The 16,711-nt window shown below is 67.6% G+C and carries 19 protein-coding genes; 12 read left to right on the forward strand and 7 right to left on the reverse strand.

Going from position 1 to position 16,711, the window contains the following annotated elements:
- The first annotated feature begins 19 nt into the window (after nucleotides 1-19).
- Complete coding sequence (locus tag AC56KL_RS05695; RefSeq protein ID WP_497179182.1) at nucleotides 20-526, forward strand: DUF1993 domain-containing protein; 507 nt, start codon at nucleotides 20-22, stop codon at nucleotides 524-526.
- A 3-nt stretch (nucleotides 527-529) separates the two neighbouring features.
- Here the strand turns inward: AC56KL_RS05695 and AC56KL_RS05700 are convergent, their stop codons facing one another.
- Both AC56KL_RS05700 and AC56KL_RS05705 read right to left on the reverse strand, forming a co-directional pair.
- Nucleotides 530-742 (reverse strand): DUF1289 domain-containing protein, encoded by a 213-nt coding sequence (locus AC56KL_RS05700; protein ID WP_497179183.1) that lies wholly within the window; start codon nucleotides 740-742, stop codon nucleotides 530-532.
- Complete coding sequence (locus tag AC56KL_RS05705; protein ID WP_497179184.1) at nucleotides 729-1,310, reverse strand: DUF1415 domain-containing protein; 582 nt, start codon at nucleotides 1,308-1,310, stop codon at nucleotides 729-731. Before AC56KL_RS05705 ends, AC56KL_RS05700 begins: the two co-directional genes overlap by 14 nt.
- 328 nt (nucleotides 1,311-1,638) lie before the next feature.
- Here AC56KL_RS05705 and AC56KL_RS05710 point away from each other — a divergent pair, with 328 nt between their 5' ends.
- Together AC56KL_RS05710 and AC56KL_RS05715 are read left to right on the forward strand one after the other, a co-directional pair.
- On the forward strand, nucleotides 1,639-2,967 hold the full coding sequence (locus AC56KL_RS05710) for a transglycosylase SLT domain-containing protein (protein ID WP_497179185.1): 1,329 nt from the start codon (nucleotides 1,639-1,641) through the stop codon (nucleotides 2,965-2,967).
- A 378-nt stretch (nucleotides 2,968-3,345) separates the two neighbouring features.
- Nucleotides 3,346-4,959, forward strand: a complete 1,614-nt coding sequence (locus AC56KL_RS05715; RefSeq protein ID WP_497179186.1) for a DEAD/DEAH box helicase — start codon at nucleotides 3,346-3,348, stop codon at nucleotides 4,957-4,959.
- 74 nt (nucleotides 4,960-5,033) lie between these two features.
- Here the strand turns inward: AC56KL_RS05715 and AC56KL_RS05720 are convergent, their stop codons facing one another.
- Nucleotides 5,034-5,318 (reverse strand): hypothetical protein, encoded by a 285-nt coding sequence (locus AC56KL_RS05720; protein WP_497179187.1) that lies wholly within the window; start codon nucleotides 5,316-5,318, stop codon nucleotides 5,034-5,036.
- 86 nt (nucleotides 5,319-5,404) lie between these two features.
- Between AC56KL_RS05720 and senB the strand changes: the two genes are divergently transcribed.
- Nucleotides 5,405-6,412 carry a selenoneine biosynthesis selenosugar synthase SenB gene (gene senB, locus AC56KL_RS05725; RefSeq protein WP_497179188.1) on the forward strand — a complete coding sequence of 336 codons (1,008 nt, stop codon included), beginning with the start codon at nucleotides 5,405-5,407 and terminating at the stop codon, nucleotides 6,410-6,412.
- A 2-nt stretch (nucleotides 6,413-6,414) separates the two neighbouring features.
- Complete coding sequence (gene selD, locus AC56KL_RS05730; protein ID WP_497179189.1) at nucleotides 6,415-7,470, forward strand: selenide, water dikinase SelD; 1,056 nt, start codon at nucleotides 6,415-6,417, stop codon at nucleotides 7,468-7,470.
- A 28-nt stretch (nucleotides 7,471-7,498) separates the two neighbouring features.
- Here the strand turns inward: selD and AC56KL_RS05735 are convergent, their stop codons facing one another.
- Complete coding sequence (locus AC56KL_RS05735; protein WP_497179190.1) at nucleotides 7,499-8,185, reverse strand: glycosyltransferase; 687 nt, start codon at nucleotides 8,183-8,185, stop codon at nucleotides 7,499-7,501.
- A gap of 29 nt (nucleotides 8,186-8,214) precedes the next feature.
- Between AC56KL_RS05735 and AC56KL_RS05740 the strand changes: the two genes are divergently transcribed.
- On the forward strand, nucleotides 8,215-8,361 hold the full coding sequence (locus AC56KL_RS05740) for a hypothetical protein (RefSeq protein ID WP_497179191.1): 147 nt from the start codon (nucleotides 8,215-8,217) through the stop codon (nucleotides 8,359-8,361).
- Between the two features lie 522 nt (nucleotides 8,362-8,883).
- Here the strand turns inward: AC56KL_RS05740 and AC56KL_RS05745 are convergent.
- From AC56KL_RS05745 to egtD, 3 genes are read right to left on the reverse strand one after another with little or no spacing between them, the layout of a single operon-like run.
- Nucleotides 8,884-9,819, reverse strand: a complete 936-nt coding sequence (locus tag AC56KL_RS05745) for a YihY/virulence factor BrkB family protein (protein WP_497179192.1) — start codon at nucleotides 9,817-9,819, stop codon at nucleotides 8,884-8,886.
- A complete protein-coding gene (gene egtB / locus AC56KL_RS05750; protein WP_497179193.1) occupies nucleotides 9,816-11,057 on the reverse strand; it encodes an ergothioneine biosynthesis protein EgtB in 1,242 nt (413 codons plus the stop codon). The genes AC56KL_RS05745 and egtB overlap by 4 nt, the downstream gene beginning before the upstream one ends.
- Nucleotides 11,057-12,016: an L-histidine N(alpha)-methyltransferase gene (gene egtD, locus AC56KL_RS05755; protein ID WP_497179194.1), complete on the reverse strand. Its 960-nt coding sequence runs from the start codon at nucleotides 12,014-12,016 to the stop codon at nucleotides 11,057-11,059. Before egtD ends, egtB begins: the two co-directional genes overlap by 1 nt.
- A gap of 187 nt (nucleotides 12,017-12,203) precedes the next feature.
- Here egtD and AC56KL_RS05760 point away from each other — a divergent pair, with 187 nt between their 5' ends.
- The 6 genes from AC56KL_RS05760 to AC56KL_RS05785 all read left to right on the forward strand — a co-directional run bounded on the left by AC56KL_RS05760 (nucleotide 12,204) and on the right by AC56KL_RS05785 (nucleotide 16,680).
- A complete protein-coding gene (locus tag AC56KL_RS05760) occupies nucleotides 12,204-13,091 on the forward strand; it encodes a putative selenate ABC transporter substrate-binding protein (RefSeq protein WP_497179195.1) in 888 nt (295 codons plus the stop codon).
- Between the two features lie 31 nt (nucleotides 13,092-13,122).
- Nucleotides 13,123-13,941, forward strand: coding sequence for a phosphonate ABC transporter ATP-binding protein (locus tag AC56KL_RS05765; RefSeq protein WP_497179196.1), 819 nt, complete (start codon nucleotides 13,123-13,125; stop codon nucleotides 13,939-13,941).
- The gene (locus AC56KL_RS05770; protein WP_497179197.1) at nucleotides 13,941-14,762 is read left to right on the forward strand and encodes a PhnE/PtxC family ABC transporter permease; all 822 of its coding nucleotides are present in this window, start codon (nucleotides 13,941-13,943) and stop codon (nucleotides 14,760-14,762) included. The genes AC56KL_RS05765 and AC56KL_RS05770 overlap by 1 nt, the downstream gene beginning before the upstream one ends.
- Complete coding sequence (gene phnE, locus AC56KL_RS05775) at nucleotides 14,759-15,550, forward strand: phosphonate ABC transporter, permease protein PhnE (RefSeq protein WP_497179198.1); 792 nt, start codon at nucleotides 14,759-14,761, stop codon at nucleotides 15,548-15,550. Before AC56KL_RS05770 ends, phnE begins: the two co-directional genes overlap by 4 nt.
- A gap of 20 nt (nucleotides 15,551-15,570) precedes the next feature.
- The gene (locus AC56KL_RS05780) at nucleotides 15,571-16,215 is read left to right on the forward strand and encodes an ABC transporter ATP-binding protein (RefSeq protein ID WP_497179199.1); all 645 of its coding nucleotides are present in this window, start codon (nucleotides 15,571-15,573) and stop codon (nucleotides 16,213-16,215) included.
- Nucleotides 16,216-16,392: 177 nt separating this feature from the next.
- Nucleotides 16,393-16,680 (forward strand): hypothetical protein, encoded by a 288-nt coding sequence (locus tag AC56KL_RS05785; protein WP_497179200.1) that lies wholly within the window; start codon nucleotides 16,393-16,395, stop codon nucleotides 16,678-16,680.
- The last annotated feature ends 31 nt before the right edge of the window (nucleotides 16,681-16,711 follow it).

Below are 16,711 nucleotides of genomic sequence, written 5' to 3' on the forward strand. Positions count from 1 at the left end.
TCTTTCAGAGGAGAAACAGATGAGCCTGTCGATGTATTCCGCCTCGGTTCCCGTGTTCAGGAACATGCTGGGCGCCCTTGCCGCGCTGCTGGAGAAAGCCGAAGCCCACGCCCAGCAGCACAAGATCGAGCCGGCCGCGCTGCTCCAGGCGCGCCTGTTCCCCGACATGTTCCCGCTGCTGCGCCAGGTGCAGGTCGCGACCGACTTCGCCAAGGGTGCGAGCGCGCGCCTCGCCGGCGCGGAGGTGCCGCGCTACGAGGACAGTGAACAGAGCTTCGCCGAACTGCAGCAGCGTATCACCAGGACGCTCGGCTACCTCGACAGCCTGCCGCAGGCGGCGTTCGAGGGCGCCGGCGAACGCCCGGTCACGCATGGCGCGGGCGAGCGCGCGCGCCACTTCGAGCGCGGCGACGACTACCTGCTCGGTTTCGTGCTCCCGAACTTCTACTTCCACGCGAGCACCGCCTACGCGATCCTGCGCCACAACGGGGTGCCGATCGGGAAGCGCGACTTCCTGGGCCTGTAAGCCTCAGGTGTTGCGGCGCGGGTAGCCCTGCGCCAGGATGCGCACCCAGACGCGCTCCTTTTCCTCGGCGTTCATCGACACCCAGTTCGCCACCTCGGCCACCGTGCGCCCGCAACCGCGGCACACGTCGTCGAAGGTGGTCGAGCATACGGCGACACAGGGGGTGTCCGCCCGCACCGGCCCGCTGGCCGCCGCGTCGGCCTTATTGTCCGGCATCGCGTGCGGGCCCGACGTCGAGCTTATCCCAGCCTTCGTGGCCGAGCTGTTCCATGGTGTCGATGTTCTTCTCGAAGATCTCCGCGGCCTCCGGGAAGGCCTCGACCGCGCGGTCGATGCTGTCCTCGCGCAGCAGGTGCAGGATCGGGTAGGGGGCCCGGTTGGTGTAGTTCGAGATGTCGTTCGCGTCGGTATCCGCGAACTGGTATTGCGGATGAAAACTGGCCACCTGCAGCTCGCCGTCGAGCGCCATGTCCTCGACCGCCGCGTCGGCCACGTCCAGGAATTCGTTGTAGTCCTCGAAATCGTCCAGCACGAAGGGGTGGATCAGCAGGGTCGTGTCGACCTCCTCGGCCGGTGTATCCGACAGGTGCTGCAGCTCGTCCATGAGCTGCTCGAGCAGCGCTTCCGGCGAGGTCGCACCGGAGACGACATAGCGCACCTGCTCCTTCACATAGACCGATTTGGCGAAGGGGCACAGGTTCAGGCCGATGACGGCCCGTTCCAGCCAGCGGCGGGTGGCCGCGACGATCGCGTCGTCGTCGGCATGCGGGTGTGCGGTACTCATGGATGGCAAGGTATCAATGCTAGGGAGGCGAAAGCTGGATTGTACGCACTCTTTGCGTGTGCTCATAGATCGACAGCTGCGCGGGGCTAGGCTAAGGGGTAACGAATGAGGAAACGGATGCTTTCCCGCCCCGGGCAGCCGCAGCCTCCTGCTGCGATCAGGAAGCCATTTCACGGCAACTGCGGTTTTCATGATGTCAATTCGCACGAATTCATCGCGCAGACAAAATTGTAACGAGCTGGACATAATTCTTGACTGATCCAAGCTCGACTACGTACACTGCCCTCTTGACCAGTACGTCCGTTCCTGGACGCAACATTGGAAAGCGATGCACGACATGATCCGCAAGACTGTAGCGACTGCCGCGCTGGCACTGTTGGCCACCTCCCCGATTTGCTCGCAAGTCGCCCACGCGATGGACAACGCGCCGTCGGCCGGCAACGCCGCCGTCCGCCCCGCCCTGCCGCTTGCGCCCGGCCTACTGAAGGTCGACGAGTACAAGGAAACCGACGTGTGGGGCCGCATCCGCAGCGGCTACGCGATCCCCGACCTCGACAACAGCCTGGTGGCCCGCCATACCCAGGCCTACAGCGCCCGTCCGGACAGCCTCAAGCGCATCTCGGGCCGCGCCTCGCCCTACCTCTATCACATCGTCCAGGAACTGGAAAAGCGCGGCATGCCGACCGAACTGGCCCTGCTGCCCGTGATCGAATCGGCTTTCAATCCGCAGGCCCTGTCCACTGCCGCCGCTGCCGGCCTGTGGCAGTTCGTGCCGGGCACCGGCAAGGACTACAACCTGCAGCAGAACATGTTCAAGGACGAGCGCCGCGGCGTGCTGGCCTCGACCGATGCGGCCCTGAGCTACCTGCAGCGCCTGTACACGATGTTCGGCGACTGGCACCTGGCGCTCGCCGCTTATAACTGGGGCGAAGGCAACGTCCAGCGCGCCATCAAGAAGAACCAGGCGCTCGGCAAGGGCACCGACTTCGAGAGCCTGGCCGAGCTGATGCCGCTTGAAACCCGCAACTACGTGCCGAAGCTGCAGGCAGTCAAGAACATCGTCGGCAACCCGCTGCAATACAACGTCGCCCTGCCGGCGATCGACAACCAGCCCTATTTCACCGCCATCGACAAGACCAGCGACATCGACGTCGCCGTCGCGGCCCAGCTGGCCGAGATGTCGCTCGACGAGTTCCGCGCACTCAATCCGCAGTTCAAGAAGCCGGTCATCACCGGCGGCGACAAGACCAAGATCCTGCTGCCGAAGGAAAACGCCGAGAAGTTCAACCTGAACCTGGCCCAGTGGGGCCGCGAGCTGTCGAGCTGGACCACGCACAAGATCACCAACGCCCGCACCAGCATCGCCGCGCTGGCATCGAAGTTCGGCACCACCCCGGAAGTCATCCGCCAGGCCAACAACATCCCGGCCAAGTCGACCGTCAAGGCCGGCTCGACCATCCTGGTGCCGAAGGTGTCGGCTTCGCAGGCCGGCGACATCGCCGAGAACATCATCGACAATGCCGTGGTGGCGTTCGAAGCCGAACGCAGTCCGCGCATGAAGGCTTCAAGCAAGGCTTCCCGCTACAAGGCCAAAGCCGGCGCCCCGTCGAAGAAACGTATTGCGCGCAACACCTCGTCCAAGCGCAAGAAGCGTTGATTCAAATCAAGGCCGACCTTAAATCGGCCTTAAAGCCCCACTTCCCTCGGCCGCACGCCAGGCGGCCGCGTGCAGACTTTTCCAAAGTCCTGTATAGTGTCGTTTGTGCGCTGCAATAACATGTTCAAACAGACAGGACGCAGCAGATAGGCACAGTAGTACATAAGCAGCATCGCAAGCCTTGGCGACAAACGTTCGCCCTTCTTAAAAGCCCTCCCGCCCTGTGTGTCAGCATCCCAGACACCGTCCCGGCGCAAAGCTTTTGTGCCGAAATTGCTTTCATTTCTGAGTCATTTCGTAGTGTTGGTTCGCGTTGCTATTTTGCGCTCGTCATTTCGACACGCGCGATCATGATTTATTCCGAAAGTAAAAGTACACATGAGTTTTGAAGCCCTAGGTTTACACGCGTCGCTCGTCAAAGCAGTTGCTGAAGCCGGCTACACCAAGCCGACCCCGGTGCAGGAGCAGGCCATCCCGGCCGCCATCGCCGGCCGCGACCTGCTGGTCTCGTCGCAGACCGGTTCAGGCAAGACCGCAGCATTCATGCTGCCGGCGCTGAACAAGCTGGCTAACGCCGAGCCGACCGCAGCCAGCCGTACCCCTGCGCAGAACGCGCAGTCGGCGCGCGCCCGCGGCGAACGCGTCCGTTTCACCCCAGCCCAGCCGAAGATGCTGGTCCTGACCCCTACCCGCGAACTGGCACTGCAGGTGACCACCGCGACCGAACAATATACGACTGACATGCGCCGCATCCGCGCCGTGTCGATCCTGGGCGGCATGCCGTATCCGAAGCAGATGCAGCTGCTGTCGAAGAACCCGGAAATCCTGGTGGCGACCCCGGGCCGCCTGATCGACCACATGGAATCGGGCAAGATCGATTTCTCGCAGCTCGAGATCCTCGTGCTGGACGAAGCCGACCGCATGCTGGACATGGGTTTCATCGACGACATCGAAAAGATCGTCGCCGCAACCCCGGCCAGCCGCCAGACGATGCTGTTCTCGGCCACGCTGGACGGCGTGGTGGGCAACATGGCGCGCCGCATCACCAAGGATCCGCAGACGATCCAGATCATGAGCGCGGCCAACCGCCACGAGAACATCTCGCAGAAAGTGCACTTCGTCGACGACCTGTCGCACAAGAACCGCCTGCTCGACCACCTGCTGCGTGACGAATCGATGGACCAGGCGGTGGTGTTCACCGCCACCAAGCGCGACGCCGACATGATCGCCGACCGCCTGAACATCGCTGGTTTCGCGGCCGCCGCACTGCACGGCGACATGCACCAGGGCGCGCGCAACCGCACCCTGGACAGCATGCGCCGCGGCCAGGTGCGCGTGCTGGTGGCGACCGACGTCGCCGCCCGCGGCATCGACGTGCCGACCATCACGCACGTGGTGAACTACGACCTGCCGAAATTCCCCGAGGACTACGTGCACCGCATCGGCCGTACCGGCCGTGCCGGCCGCAACGGCCTGGCGATCTCGCTGGTGAACCATGCCGAAGGCATGAACGTGAAGCGCATCGAACGCTTCACCAAGCAGCTGATCCCGGTCGATGTCGTGGAAGGCTTCGAGCCGAAGCGTTCGGCGCCGGCCCGCTCGGGTTCGCGTCCGGGCTGGAAGCCGGGCGACGGCCGCAATGCCGCCAAGCCGGGCCAGCGCAGCTTCGCCAAGCCGGGCTATGGTGATCGCGCTCCACGTGAAGGCGGTTTTGCCCGTCCGGCGGACAGCCGTCCTGCCGACAGCCGTTACGCCGACCGCGGTCCGCGTGAAGGCTTCGGTGCACCGCGCACCGCCGGCTTCGGCGACCGTCCGCAACGCGAAGGCGGTTACCGCCGTGACGCGGCCCCGCGCGAAGGCGCGCCTAGCACGGCGCCGCGCGAAGGCGGCTACCGTGGCAACCGTCCGGAAGGCGCACGCCGTGAAGGCTTTGCCAAGCCGGCGCACCCGCGCTCGGGCGACGGCGCCCGCCGTACTTTCGGCGAATACTGATCGCTGAATGCTTCATGAAAAATGGCTGCCTTGGGGCAGCCATTTTTTTCACCTCGACGGCGCAACGCGCTTGCTCAGTCTCCGTCAGCGTCAAACAATCCGCCGTCGCCGCTAGTATCGTCCTCACCGTCATTCCGCCTTCTACCGAGGCGCCAGGCAGGTGGTGTTTCCTGGTGCGCATTTGCCATGGCTTTGGAAACCCTGTTCCCGCGTCCCCGCGTGCAGATGAGCCAAAAGCCGCCTGCGAACAGCATCGCTCCAGTGAGACCCCACCACATTTCGCGCAGGCTCCAAGCCACGATCTCCAGCGACAGTCCGGTGACGATGAGCAGCAGCCCTACCACGTCTCTGGCGTTCATGAATGCTCCACTATGTCACAGTGAGCAATATACTACCCGACGATCCATTTGCCCGGCAGGCGCGGCGTATAATCGCGATCTCGCCTTTGGAGAATCCGGCAGTGCGCAAGCGCATCCTCATCGTCAGTCCCGCAAGCGCCCGCGAGAACAACGGCAACTGGCAGACTGCCAGCCGCTGGGCGCGCTTCCTGCGCGGCGCGCACGAGGTCGGCATTGCGGGCGGGTGGGCAGCAGGAGACCCGGCGCCGCACCTGATGATCGCCCTCCATGCGCGCCGATCGGCAAGCGCGCTGGCCGCGTTCGGTGCGGCCTTCCCGGGCCGCCCCTCGGTGCTGGTCCTGACGGGAACCGATCTCTACCGCGACATCGCCACCGATTCCCGCGCCCGCGCTTCGCTCGAACGCGCCACCTCCCTCGTGCTGCTGCAGCCGGCAGGCCTTGTCCTGCTGCCGCCGCACCTGCACGCCAGGGCACGCGTCATCTACCAGTCGGCCCCGACCCTGCGCCCCCATGTCCCCGCGACGGCGCCACGCCATGCCGATGTCTGCATGGTGGGTCATCTGCGCGAGGAAAAGGATCCCTTGACCTTCATGCGCGCCGCCGGCCTGGTAGGGCATCCGGCGGCGCGCCTGCTGCACATCGGCGGCGCGCTCGACCCGGTGCTGCGCCGCGCGGCCGAAGCGGCGCAGGCGGCCCATCCACGCTATCGCTGGCTCGGCGCCCTGCCCCATGCCATGGCGCGCCGGCGCATCAAGCGCTGCCGGGCCATGGTGATCGCTTCGCGGATGGAGGGCGGGGCGAACGTCATCATCGAGGCCGTCACCAGCGGCGTGCCGGTGCTGGCTTCCGACATCAACGGCAACCGCGGCATGCTGGGCGAAGATTACGCCGGCTATTTCGCGCCCGGCGACGCGGCCGCACTGGCGCGGCTGATCGACCGTCTCCTGGGCGATCCTGCCTTCGACGCCCTGTTGCGCCGCCAGTGCGCAGCCCGCGCCACCCTGTTCGCCCCCGCCGCCGAGCAAGCGGCGCTGCGCGACTTGGTGGATAATCTTTTACTTCGCGCCCCAAGCGCAACCCTGGATATGGAATAACGATGAGCACGACCACCGAGCAACCCATCAAACTCACCTCCTTCTCGCACGGCGGCGGCTGCGGCTGCAAGATCGCGCCCGGCGTGCTGTCCGAGATCCTGAGCAGATCGGCCGGCTTCCCGGTGCCGAAGGAGCTGATGGTCGGCATCGAGACCGCCGACGACGCCGCCGTCTACAAGCTCAATAACGAGCAGGCCCTGATCGCCACCACCGACTTCTTCATGCCGATCGTCGACGATCCCTTCGACTTCGGCCGCATCGCCGCCACCAACGCGATCTCGGACGTGTACGCGATGGGCGGCACGCCGATCATGGCGCTGGCCCTGGTCGGCATGCCGGTCAACAAGCTGCCGCTCGACACCATCGGCCAGATCATCCGCGGCGGCGAGTCCGTGTGCGCCGATGCCGGCATCCCGATCGCGGGCGGCCACACCATCGACTCGGTCGAACCGATCTACGGCCTGGTTGTGCTGGGCCTGGTGCACCCGTCCAAGGTCAAGCGCAATGCCGACGCCAGGGCCGGCGACGTGCTGGTGCTCGGCAAGCCGCTAGGCGTGGGCGTGCTGTCGGCGGCGCTGAAGAAGGATGCGCTGGGCCCCGATGGCTATGCGGCGATGATCGCCAACACCACCAAGCTGAACAAGCCAGGCCGCCTGCTGGCCGACATGCCCGGCGTGCACGCAATGACCGACGTCACCGGCTTTGGCCTCTTGGGCCACCTGCTGGAACTGGCGCGCGGGGCCAGATTGTCGGCCACGCTCGAGATGGACAAGGTGCCGCTGCTGCCGGGCGTGCTGCAGCTGGCGCAGGACGGTTTCTTCACCGGGGCCTCCGGGCGCAACTGGGACGCCTACGGCAAGGACGTGGAGCTGGCCGATACCGTCACGCCGGCCCAGCGCGCGCTGCTGACCGACCCGCAAACCTCGGGCGGCCTGCTGGTGTCCTGTGACCCGGGCAGCGTGGACGAGGTGCTGGCCCTGTTCGCCCGCGAAGGCTTCGGCGACGCCGTCGTGATCGGCCGCATGGGCGACGGCGCCGCGCGCGTCACGGTCGCCTGAGGCGCTTTGACGCCTGCCCGCGCGACCGTCAGCGCCGCGCCGCCATCGCCTCGAAACGGTCTGCCAGGTCCTCGGCCTGCTGCGCCGGATCGAAGTGCGCGTAACGCTGCGCAAAGGCAGCCGCGGCCTCGCCGTAGGCTGCCTTCTCCAGCAGCGCCCGCAGCATCGCGTCCCAGTCGCGCGGGCGCGGCTCCTGCATCGCATTGATCCCCGCTCCCAGTTGCGCCACCCGGCGCGCCATCAGGAAGCTTTCCGTCGCATGCGGCAGCATCAGGAGCGGCCGTCCGGCCAGCAGGGCCTGCGCCACCAGCGCTTCGCCTGCGTGGCTCACCACCAGTTCGCATTGCGCCAGCGCCGGGGGCAGCGCCACCGGCGCCGGGGCATAGGCGAGCAGCGGGCTGTCCACCGGCGGCGGCGCCCCGCCCGCGACGTCCGGCATGTAGCACAGCACGCGGCAACCCTGCCGCACCAGCGCCGCCAGCACCTCGCCTGATTCCGGCACGCCGCGGCGCAGGTAGGCGAACACGCGCGGCCCCGCGCCGTCCGGCCATATGGCGCTGCCGGCGGCCGGCGGCGGCAGGTTCGGTCCCAGCCAGGGTCCGCCGCCGTGCCGTCCGAGATGGTCGAGCTCCGGCCAGGTGCACAGCAGCGCATGGTCGCCCAGCAGCAGGTCGGCGCCGTGCGCCAGTGGCGCGGCGCCGTGCAGCGCCAGCACCCGGTTGGCGCTGTCCAGCAGGCGCCTCGGTGGTACGCAAGCGGGACGGCTGGGGCGCCTCCCAGTCGCGCAGCGGGGGCAGCGGCCGGCCTGCCGGCGGCATCGTGAAACCCGGCCCGAGCGCCGCGCTGGGCAATCCAAGGCTGCGCGCGGCCAGGATGGCGGTGGGTGCATAGTCGGCGATGACGAGGCTGGGACGCCCCTGCCGGAACAGTGCGCGCCAGCCTTCGCACAGGCCGGCCAGCGCGTCCGCATCGAGGTAGCCGCAGGCAAGCAGGATTTCGGCCAGGCTGGCCTGCTCGGGCGGCAGGCCAGCCGTACGGTGCAGCCAGACCGGCGCCTGGAAGCTGGCGATGCCCTGGCCCAGCCTGGCGTCCGCCAGCATGCGGCGCGTCAGCACCAGGTCGCGCAGCACGAAGCTGAGCTCGTGGCCGCGGGCGCGCAGCGGCAGGGCGATCGACTTGAGGCGCCCGGCATGCCCCAGGCCGCCGCCGAGTTCCCAGCAAAGAATGAAATGAGCCATGCCCGGCAGTGTAGCCCAGCGTGGCCGGGAATAGCGTCAGGCCGGCTGGAACAGGCCCGGATCGCGGTCAGGATTGCCGGTATCCCGCTCGACCTCGACGCTGGCGCGGTCCAGCGCAATGTGCTTCGGCAGCGCCTGGATCACAGTGCAGCCCCGGGGCCATCGCTCGAAAGGCTCAGGCCGGCGGTTCCGTGCGCATGGGCTCCGGCGGCCGGTCGACCAGGCCGTGTCCGACGCGTTCGTATTCGGCGATCACCTGCGCGCCGAGCAGCAGGAGCGTGGCCGCGATCTCGAGGCTGAACATGACGACGATCGCCGTCGTCATCGATCCGTACACGACGTTCACCTGCGACAGCGTGGAGAAATACCAGACCAGGATGCGGCGCGCGACTTCCCACAGCAGGGTCGCGGTGATGCCGCCGACCAGCGCGTGCCAGACCGACAGGCGCCCGACCGGCATCACCAGGTAGATCGAGGTCAGCACCAGGATTTCGCCGAACAGCCCGAGCAGGTAGAGGAGCGCGCCGGATACGCCGTCCAGCGACCACTCGACGCCGAACAGCCAGACCCTCTCCTTGCCCATCACTTCCAGTGCGCCGGCGACCAGCGTGACGATCATGACGCCGAAGCCGAGCGCCAGGATGTAGCAGTAAGGGAGTACGGCGGACACCATGAAATGGCGCCGCCTGGACGCCACCCGGTGGATGAAGATCACGCTCATCGCGTTCTCGAGCACCGTGAAGGCGAGCGAACTGAAGAACAGCATGGTGACCGCCAGCACCCAGGTGATCAGGTCGCGGTTCTGGAGGAAGTGCGCCACTTCGTCCACGATCGGCTGCGACTGCCCCGGCACCAGCATGCCCAGGTAGCGCTGCAGGGTATCGAGCAGCTCGGCCTGGTCGATGAAGTGCGACAGCGCCACCACCGCCAGCATCAGGAAGGGCACGATCGACAGCAGCGCGTAATAGGCAACCGCGCCGGCCAGCAGCAGGCCCTGGTTGGCGCGGAAACCCCGGATGACCTGCCGGGCGAAGTTGAAGGGGTGGGACAGGATCCAGGCATTGGCGCGCTGGTCCAGCAGGCGTTCGCGCCAGCTCCTGCGACGGCTCATCGCGCCAGCCTGATCCCGCTGAACTGCCAGCGCGCCCCGGCCGGGAAGAAGTTGCGGTAGCTGGCGCGCGCATGGCCGTCGGGCGTGGCGCAGGACGAGCCGCGCAGCACATACTGGTTGACCATGAATTTGCCGTTGTACTCGCCGATGGCGCCCGGCGCCGGGGCATAGCCGGGATACGGCGCATAGCTGCTGCTGGTCCACTGCCAGCAGGCGCCGAACATCTGCACCAGGCCGGCGCCCTGCGCCGCCTCCGGGTGCAGGGCGCCGCCGCCGAGCGAGGCCTGGCGCGCCGCGAATTCCCATTCCGCCTCGGTCGGCAGGCGCAGGCCGGGCTCGTGCATCGCGCGCCAGCGGGCGTAGGCGTCGGCTTCGTACAGCGAAACATGGGTGACCGGGCGCGCCGGGTCGAGCGGCTGGAGGCCATGCAGCGTGAACTCGCACCATGCGCCGTCCTCGCCCGGAATCCAGTACAGCGGATGGGTCATCTCGCCGCTGCAGACGCGGTCCCAGCCCTCCGCCAGCCACAGGGCCGGGTCGCGGTAGCCGCCGGCCTCGATGAAAGCCAGGTACTCGCCATTGGTGACCAGCCGCGAGGCCAGTGCGAAGGGAGCGACGTAGGTCCGGTGGCGCGGCAGCTCGTTGTCGAAGCAGAAGCCGCTTGAGCCATGGCCGATCTCGGCCATGCCGCCGTCGAAGCCGATCCAGGCGATCGGCGCCGGCGGCGCCCCGGCCTCCATCCGCTGCGCCGTATAGCCCGGGTACAGCGGGTTCTGGGCCAGCAGGTGCTTGAGGTCGGTCAGCATCAGCTCCTGGTGCTGCTGCTCGTGCTGCAGGCCCAGTTCGACCAGGCTCGCGAGCCGGGTATTCGACGTCCCGGCGAGCAGCCTGGCGATGCGTGCGTCGACATCCTCGCGGTAGGCGCACACTTCGTCCAGCGAGGGGCGCGTGAGCAGGCCGCGGCGGGCGCGCGGATGCCTGGCGCCGATGCCGTTGTAATAGGAATTGAACAGCATCCGGAAGGCCGGGTGGAAAGGGGCGAAGCCCGCTTCGTGCGCTTCCAGGATGAAGGTCTCGAAGAACCAGGTGGTATGCGCCAGGTGCCACTTGGCCGGGCTGGCGTCCGGCATCGACTGGGCGCAGCAATCCTCGCCGGAGAGCGGCGCGGCAATCTCGAGCGAACGCGCGCGCACCCGCGCGAATGCGTGCCGGATGTCTTCGCCCTGCCCGATGCCCATCAGTGGACCGCCTGCGCGTGGATGACCGCGAACCAGCGCTGCGGATCGGTCCACACGCGGGTGGCCTCGAAGCCGGAGCGCTCCAGCAGGGCGATCGCATCGGCCTGCTGGTACTTGTAGCTGTTCTCGGTGTGGATGGTGTCGCCCGCTTCGAAGCTGCGTGCCCCGCCGCGCCAGCGTACCTCCTGGCGGCGCAGCGCCTCGAGATGCATCTCGACGCGGCCCTCGGCCGGATTGTAGAAGCCGCGGTGGCGCCAGGCGCGGATGTCGAAATCGGCCTCGATCAGCCGGTTCACGTGGCGCAGCAGGTTCAGGTTGAATGCGGCGGTGACGCCGAGCGCATCATCGTAGGCCGCATCGAGCGTCGGCTTGTCCTTGGCCAGGTCGACGCCCAGCAGCACCCCGCCGTCGCTGCCGCACTGCAGGCGCAGGCGGCGCAGGAAGGCATGTGCTTCGGCAGGGGTAAAATTGCCGATCGACGAACCGGGATAGAAGAACAGGCGGCGTTCTTGCGCGACCTGCGGCGGCAGCTCGAACCGGCTCGAGAAATCCATGCCGATGCCGTGCATGTCGATGTGCGGGAAGCGCTGGCGCAGGCGCGCCAGGGCGTCGCACAGGAATTCGGCCGAGATGTCGACGGCGGCATACTGCGCCGGCGCCAGCAGCGGAAACAGCGACGCTGCCTTGGCACAGTTGCCGGCCCCAAGGTCGACCAGGGTGGCGCCGCTGCCGGCCACGCGCGCGATCTCGGCGCCGTGGCGGGACAGGATCGCCGCTTCCGTGCGCGTCGGGTAGTACTCGGGCAGTTCGCAGATGGCTTCGAACAGCTTCGAACCGAGTGCGTCGTAGAGGAACTTGGGCGCGATCCAGGCCTTCGGGGCCGCGAGTCCGGCGTGGAGCTCGTCGGCCACGTGGGCGTTGGCGGCGCGCGGGCGGTCTTCCGTGCAGGAGATGTGCATAAGCGTTATCATTCGTGCCGCCACACCGCACCATGCGTCATGGCATAGGGATTGCCGAACCGGCGTTGCCGTTTTGGCCATGATAGCGGAATCCGGCGTTTGGCCGCACCCCATTGCCGTGCAGGCATGACAGACCCGGTTCACGCGTTTCCAGACTCGATACCAACATCCAAAAAGAAAGCCAACGATGACGTCCTTTTCGCCCTTGCGTGTCCTGAAAACCATGTTCACCGCAACAGCCACGGCTGGCCTGCTGCTGGCCGCCGGCGGCGCCTCCGCCCAGAACACCCCAGGCGTGCTGCGCGTCTCGGCGATTCCCGACGAAGCGCCGACCGAACTGCAGCGCAAGTTCAAGCCGCTGGGCGACTACCTGGCCAAGGCGACCGGCCTGAAGGTCGAGTTCACCCCGGTGACCGACTATGCCGCGTCGGTCGAGGGCCTGATCAACCGCAAGATCGACATGGTCTGGTTTGGCGGCTTCACCTTCGTGCAGGCCAATGTGCGCAGCAAGGGACAGGTGGTTCCGCTGGTGCAGCGCGTCGAAGATGAAAAGTTCCGCTCGGTCTTCGTCACCACCAAGGCGGACATCAACAAGCTGGAAGACCTGAAGGGCAAGACCCTGGCCTTCGGTTCGGAATCCTCGACCTCGGGCCACCTGATGCCGCGCTCCTTCCTCCTGGGCGCGAAAGTCAACCCGGACACCGACCTGAAGCGCGTCGCATTCTCCGGTGCGCACGACGCCACCGTGGCCGCGGTCGCGGGCGGCAAGGTCGACGCCGGCGCCCTGAACATCTCGGTGTGGGACAAGCTGGTCGAAACCGGCAAGGTCGACCCGAAGGCCGTGCGCGTGTTCTACACCACCCCGGGCTACTACGACTACAACTGGACCGTGCGCAGCGACATGAGCCCGGCTCTGCAGAAGAAGATCACGGACGCCTTCCTGGCCCTCGACGCCTCGACCCCGGAAGGCAAGCAGATCCTGGAACTGCAGCGCGCCACCAGGTTCATCCCGACCAGGGCCTCGAACTACGGCGCGATCGAAGCGGCTGCCCGCAACGCCGGCCTGCTGAAGTAATCAGGGCGCCAACCGAGGCACCAAGGCCACGATGACTTTCCGGCTCGAGAAACTCACGGTACGCCACCTGGCGGGAGCGGCCACGGCGCCGGCGGCCCTCCATGAGCTCGACCTGGATATCGCACCCGGCGAGCAGCTGGCGCTGATCGGCCCTTCCGGCGCCGGCAAGACCACCCTGCTCGCCACCCTCGCCTGCGCGCACCGGCCGGCCCAAGGTGCTTTCTCGCTATTCGGACAGGACCCATGGGCCCTGTCGCACTCCGCGCGCCACCGGCTGCGCGCGCGCCTGTTCCTGGCGCCGCAGACGCCGCCGCTGCCGCCGCGCCAGCGCGTGGTGACCGCGGTGCTGGCGGCGCGCCTGCCCCACATGAGCCTGTGGCAGGCATTCGTCTCCCTGGCGCGTCCGGGCGACCCGGACGCCGCCCATGCCGCGCTGGCGCGTTTCGGCCTGGGCGACAAGCTGTACGCGCGCGTCGACCGCCTGTCCGGCGGCGAGCGCCAGCGCTGCGGCCTGGCGCGCCTGCTGCTCTCCAGCGCCGAAACCTTGCTGGTCGACGAGCCGATTTCCGCGCTCGATCCGGCGCTGGCCCGCCACACGCTGGCCACGCTGCAGCAGGAAGCCTCGACGCGCAAGGCCACGCTGGTCTGCAGCCTGCACCAGGTCGACATGGCGCGCGCCCACTTTCCGCGCCTGGTCGGCCTGCGCGCCGGCCGCATCGTGTTCGACGCCCGCGCCGATGCGGTGAGCGACGCCATGATCGCCGCCCTGTACGACAACGACGCCGTCGCGCCGCAGCCGCCGCACCCGCACGAGTCGCCCGACCGGATCGCCGTCGGCGCCTGCTTCTGATGAAGGTGGTCCACCCCGACCCCGCCTGGCGCGGCCGCGTCACCGTCACGCTTGCCTGCCTGCTGCTGCTGTGGCCGATGCTGGCGGCCAGCGAGTTCAAGCCCTGGCTGCTGTTCGACCCGCAGAGCCTGGCCGCGGCCTGGCACTTCCTCTCCGACTTCCTGCGCCCGGAAACGAATGGCGAGTTCCTGGCGCTGGTGCTGCGCGAGACCTGGCAGACGATCGCCATCGCTACCGCCGGCCTGAGCCTGGCCCTGCTGGGCGCAATCCCCGCCACCCTGGTGATCAGCGAGCGCCTGTCGATTTCCCGCCTCGGCACCGGGCGCATGCATCCGGCCGCCGCCCTGCTGCGCCAGCTGCTGCGCTGGGTGCTGGTGCTGCTGCGCAGCGTGCCGGAGCTGGTCTGGGCCCTGCTGTTCGTGCGCATCGTCGGCCTCGGCCCCACCGCAGGGGTGCTGGCCATCGCCCTCACCTATTCCGGCATGCTGGCCAAGGTGTATGCCGAGATCCTCGAATCATCGAGCGCCCACGCGACCGACATCCTGCTGGCCAACGGCAGCGGGCGGCTGCCGGCCCTGCTGTACGGCGCACTGCCGGAATCGAGCGCGGAACTGGTTTCCTACACCGTCTACCGCTGGGAATGCGCGATCCGCGGCTCGGCGGTGATGGGCTTCGTCGGCGCGGGCGGCCTGGGCCAGCGCATGGAAGAGTCGACCAAGATGATGGCCGGCGGCGAAGTGTCCACCATGCTGATCATGTTCGTGCTGCTGGTGGCGCTGGCCGACCTGGTGTCTAAAATGCTGCGCCGGAGGCTGGGTTGACGCCGCAGTTGCCGCCGCCGCCGCCGCGCAGCTACGGCACGCCCTTGCTGCTGCTGGCGCTGGCCGCCCTGGTCGCGGCCAGCTTCGCCTCGCTGCCGCTGCAATGGTCCGCCTTCTTCACGCCGGAGGCGATCGCATCGGGCGCGGAATTCCTGGCCGGCTTCACGCCGCCGGAGACCAGCCGGGCCTTCCTCGTGAAGACCGCAGCGGCGCTCTGGGAAACGCTGGCCATGTCCCTGGTGGGCACCCTGCTGGCGCTGATCGGCGGCATGCTGCTGGCCCTGCCCGCGGCCGGCCGCCTCGGCCAGGCCCTGCGCGGCCTTACCCGGGTGCTGCTGAACATCCTGCGCTCGATCCCGGAACTGGTCTGGGCGGCGCTGCTGCTGGTCGCGGCCGGCCTCGGCCCCTTCGCCGGCACGCTGGCGCTGGCGGCGCACACCAGCGGCGTGCTGGGGCGCCTGTTCGCCGACGCCCTCGAGAACGTCGAGCCGCTGCCGGAAGCGAGCCTGCGCACCAACGGCGCCGCACCCCTGGCCGCCTTCCTGTACGCTACACTGCCGCAGGCCCTGCCGCAGATGCTGTCTTACACGCTGTACCGCTGGGAGAACATCATCCGCGCTGCCGCGGTGCTGGGCGTGGTCGGCGCCGGCGGCCTGGGCCAGATGCTGAAGTACCACCTGTCGCTGTTCCAGATGCAGAGCGCGGCCACGGTGGTGATCGCGATGCTGCTGCTGGTGGCCGGCGTGGACGCCCTCAGCTTCGCGCTGCGCCGCATCCTGACCCGCTAACACCGACAGATCGGAACGCCATGCTCGTGCTCGACAAGCTGACCAAATCCTATGGCGGGCGCACCGTGCTGTCCGATTTGTCGCATGTGTTTCGCGCCGGCCATTTTGTGGCCATCATGGGCGAATCAGGGGTCGGCAAGTCGACCCTGCTGAACCTCGTCGCCGGCCTCGATACACCAAGCGCCGGCCAGGTGATCGTGGACGGCACGCCGATGTCGGCGCTCGACGACACGGCCGCCACCCGCCTGCGCCGCACCCGCATGGGCTTCGTGTTCCAGGCCTTCCACGTGCTGCCGCACCTGACGCTGCGCCAGAACGTGGCGCTGCCGCTGCTGCTCAACCGGCTGGCTGCCGGCCGCGCCGACGAGATGCTGGCGGCGGTCGGCCTGGCCGGGCGCGGCGAGGACTTCCCGCGCCAGCTCTCCGGCGGCGAACTGCAGCGGGTGGCGATCGCCCGCGCACTGGTGCACCGCCCCGCCCTGCTGCTGGCCGACGAACCGACCGGCAACCTCGACCCCGAGACGGCGGCCGGCATCCTCGACCTGCTGCGCCGCGAGATCCGCGCCAGCGGCGCCGGCGCCATCATGGTCACCCACTCGCACGCCGCGGCCGCCATGGCCGACCAGGTGCTGCTTCTAACACGTTCCGGATTGAAATTAGCGTAAATTCCACGAAGAAAGAATTCAGTTACCGTCTGTTACGTTCAGTTCGTGAATCGCGCATGACGCAATCGTAGTAATATCACAACGACCCGCCACCAATACCTGATCACAACAGGCAGGGCTATTTCCAGAACAAGTCGATCTGTCCCGAATAATCGTGCTTATATTCGGAGAAGCAACATGAGCGTACGACAGAAAAAACAGGAAATGCTCGAAGCGATGCAGCGGGCCCGCGCCCTGGAGCCCTCGAGTTTCGTGCCCAACAAGCTGCTCGACACCCTGATCGAGCGCATGCAGCTGAAGAACGACGCGGAACTGTGCCGCGTGCTCGAAGTGCAGCCGCCGATCATCAGCAAGATCCGCCACCGCAAGCTGAACGTCGGCGCCACGATCCTGCTGCGCATGCATGAAAAATCGAATATCCCGATCCGCGAGCTGAAGGAACTCACCAGCGCCTCGGTCCATTAGACCGGCTCCTGCCAGGACCAGGCGGCCCGGC

The sequence above is a fragment of the Telluria sp. ZB4P34 genome, assembly GCF_059686055.1.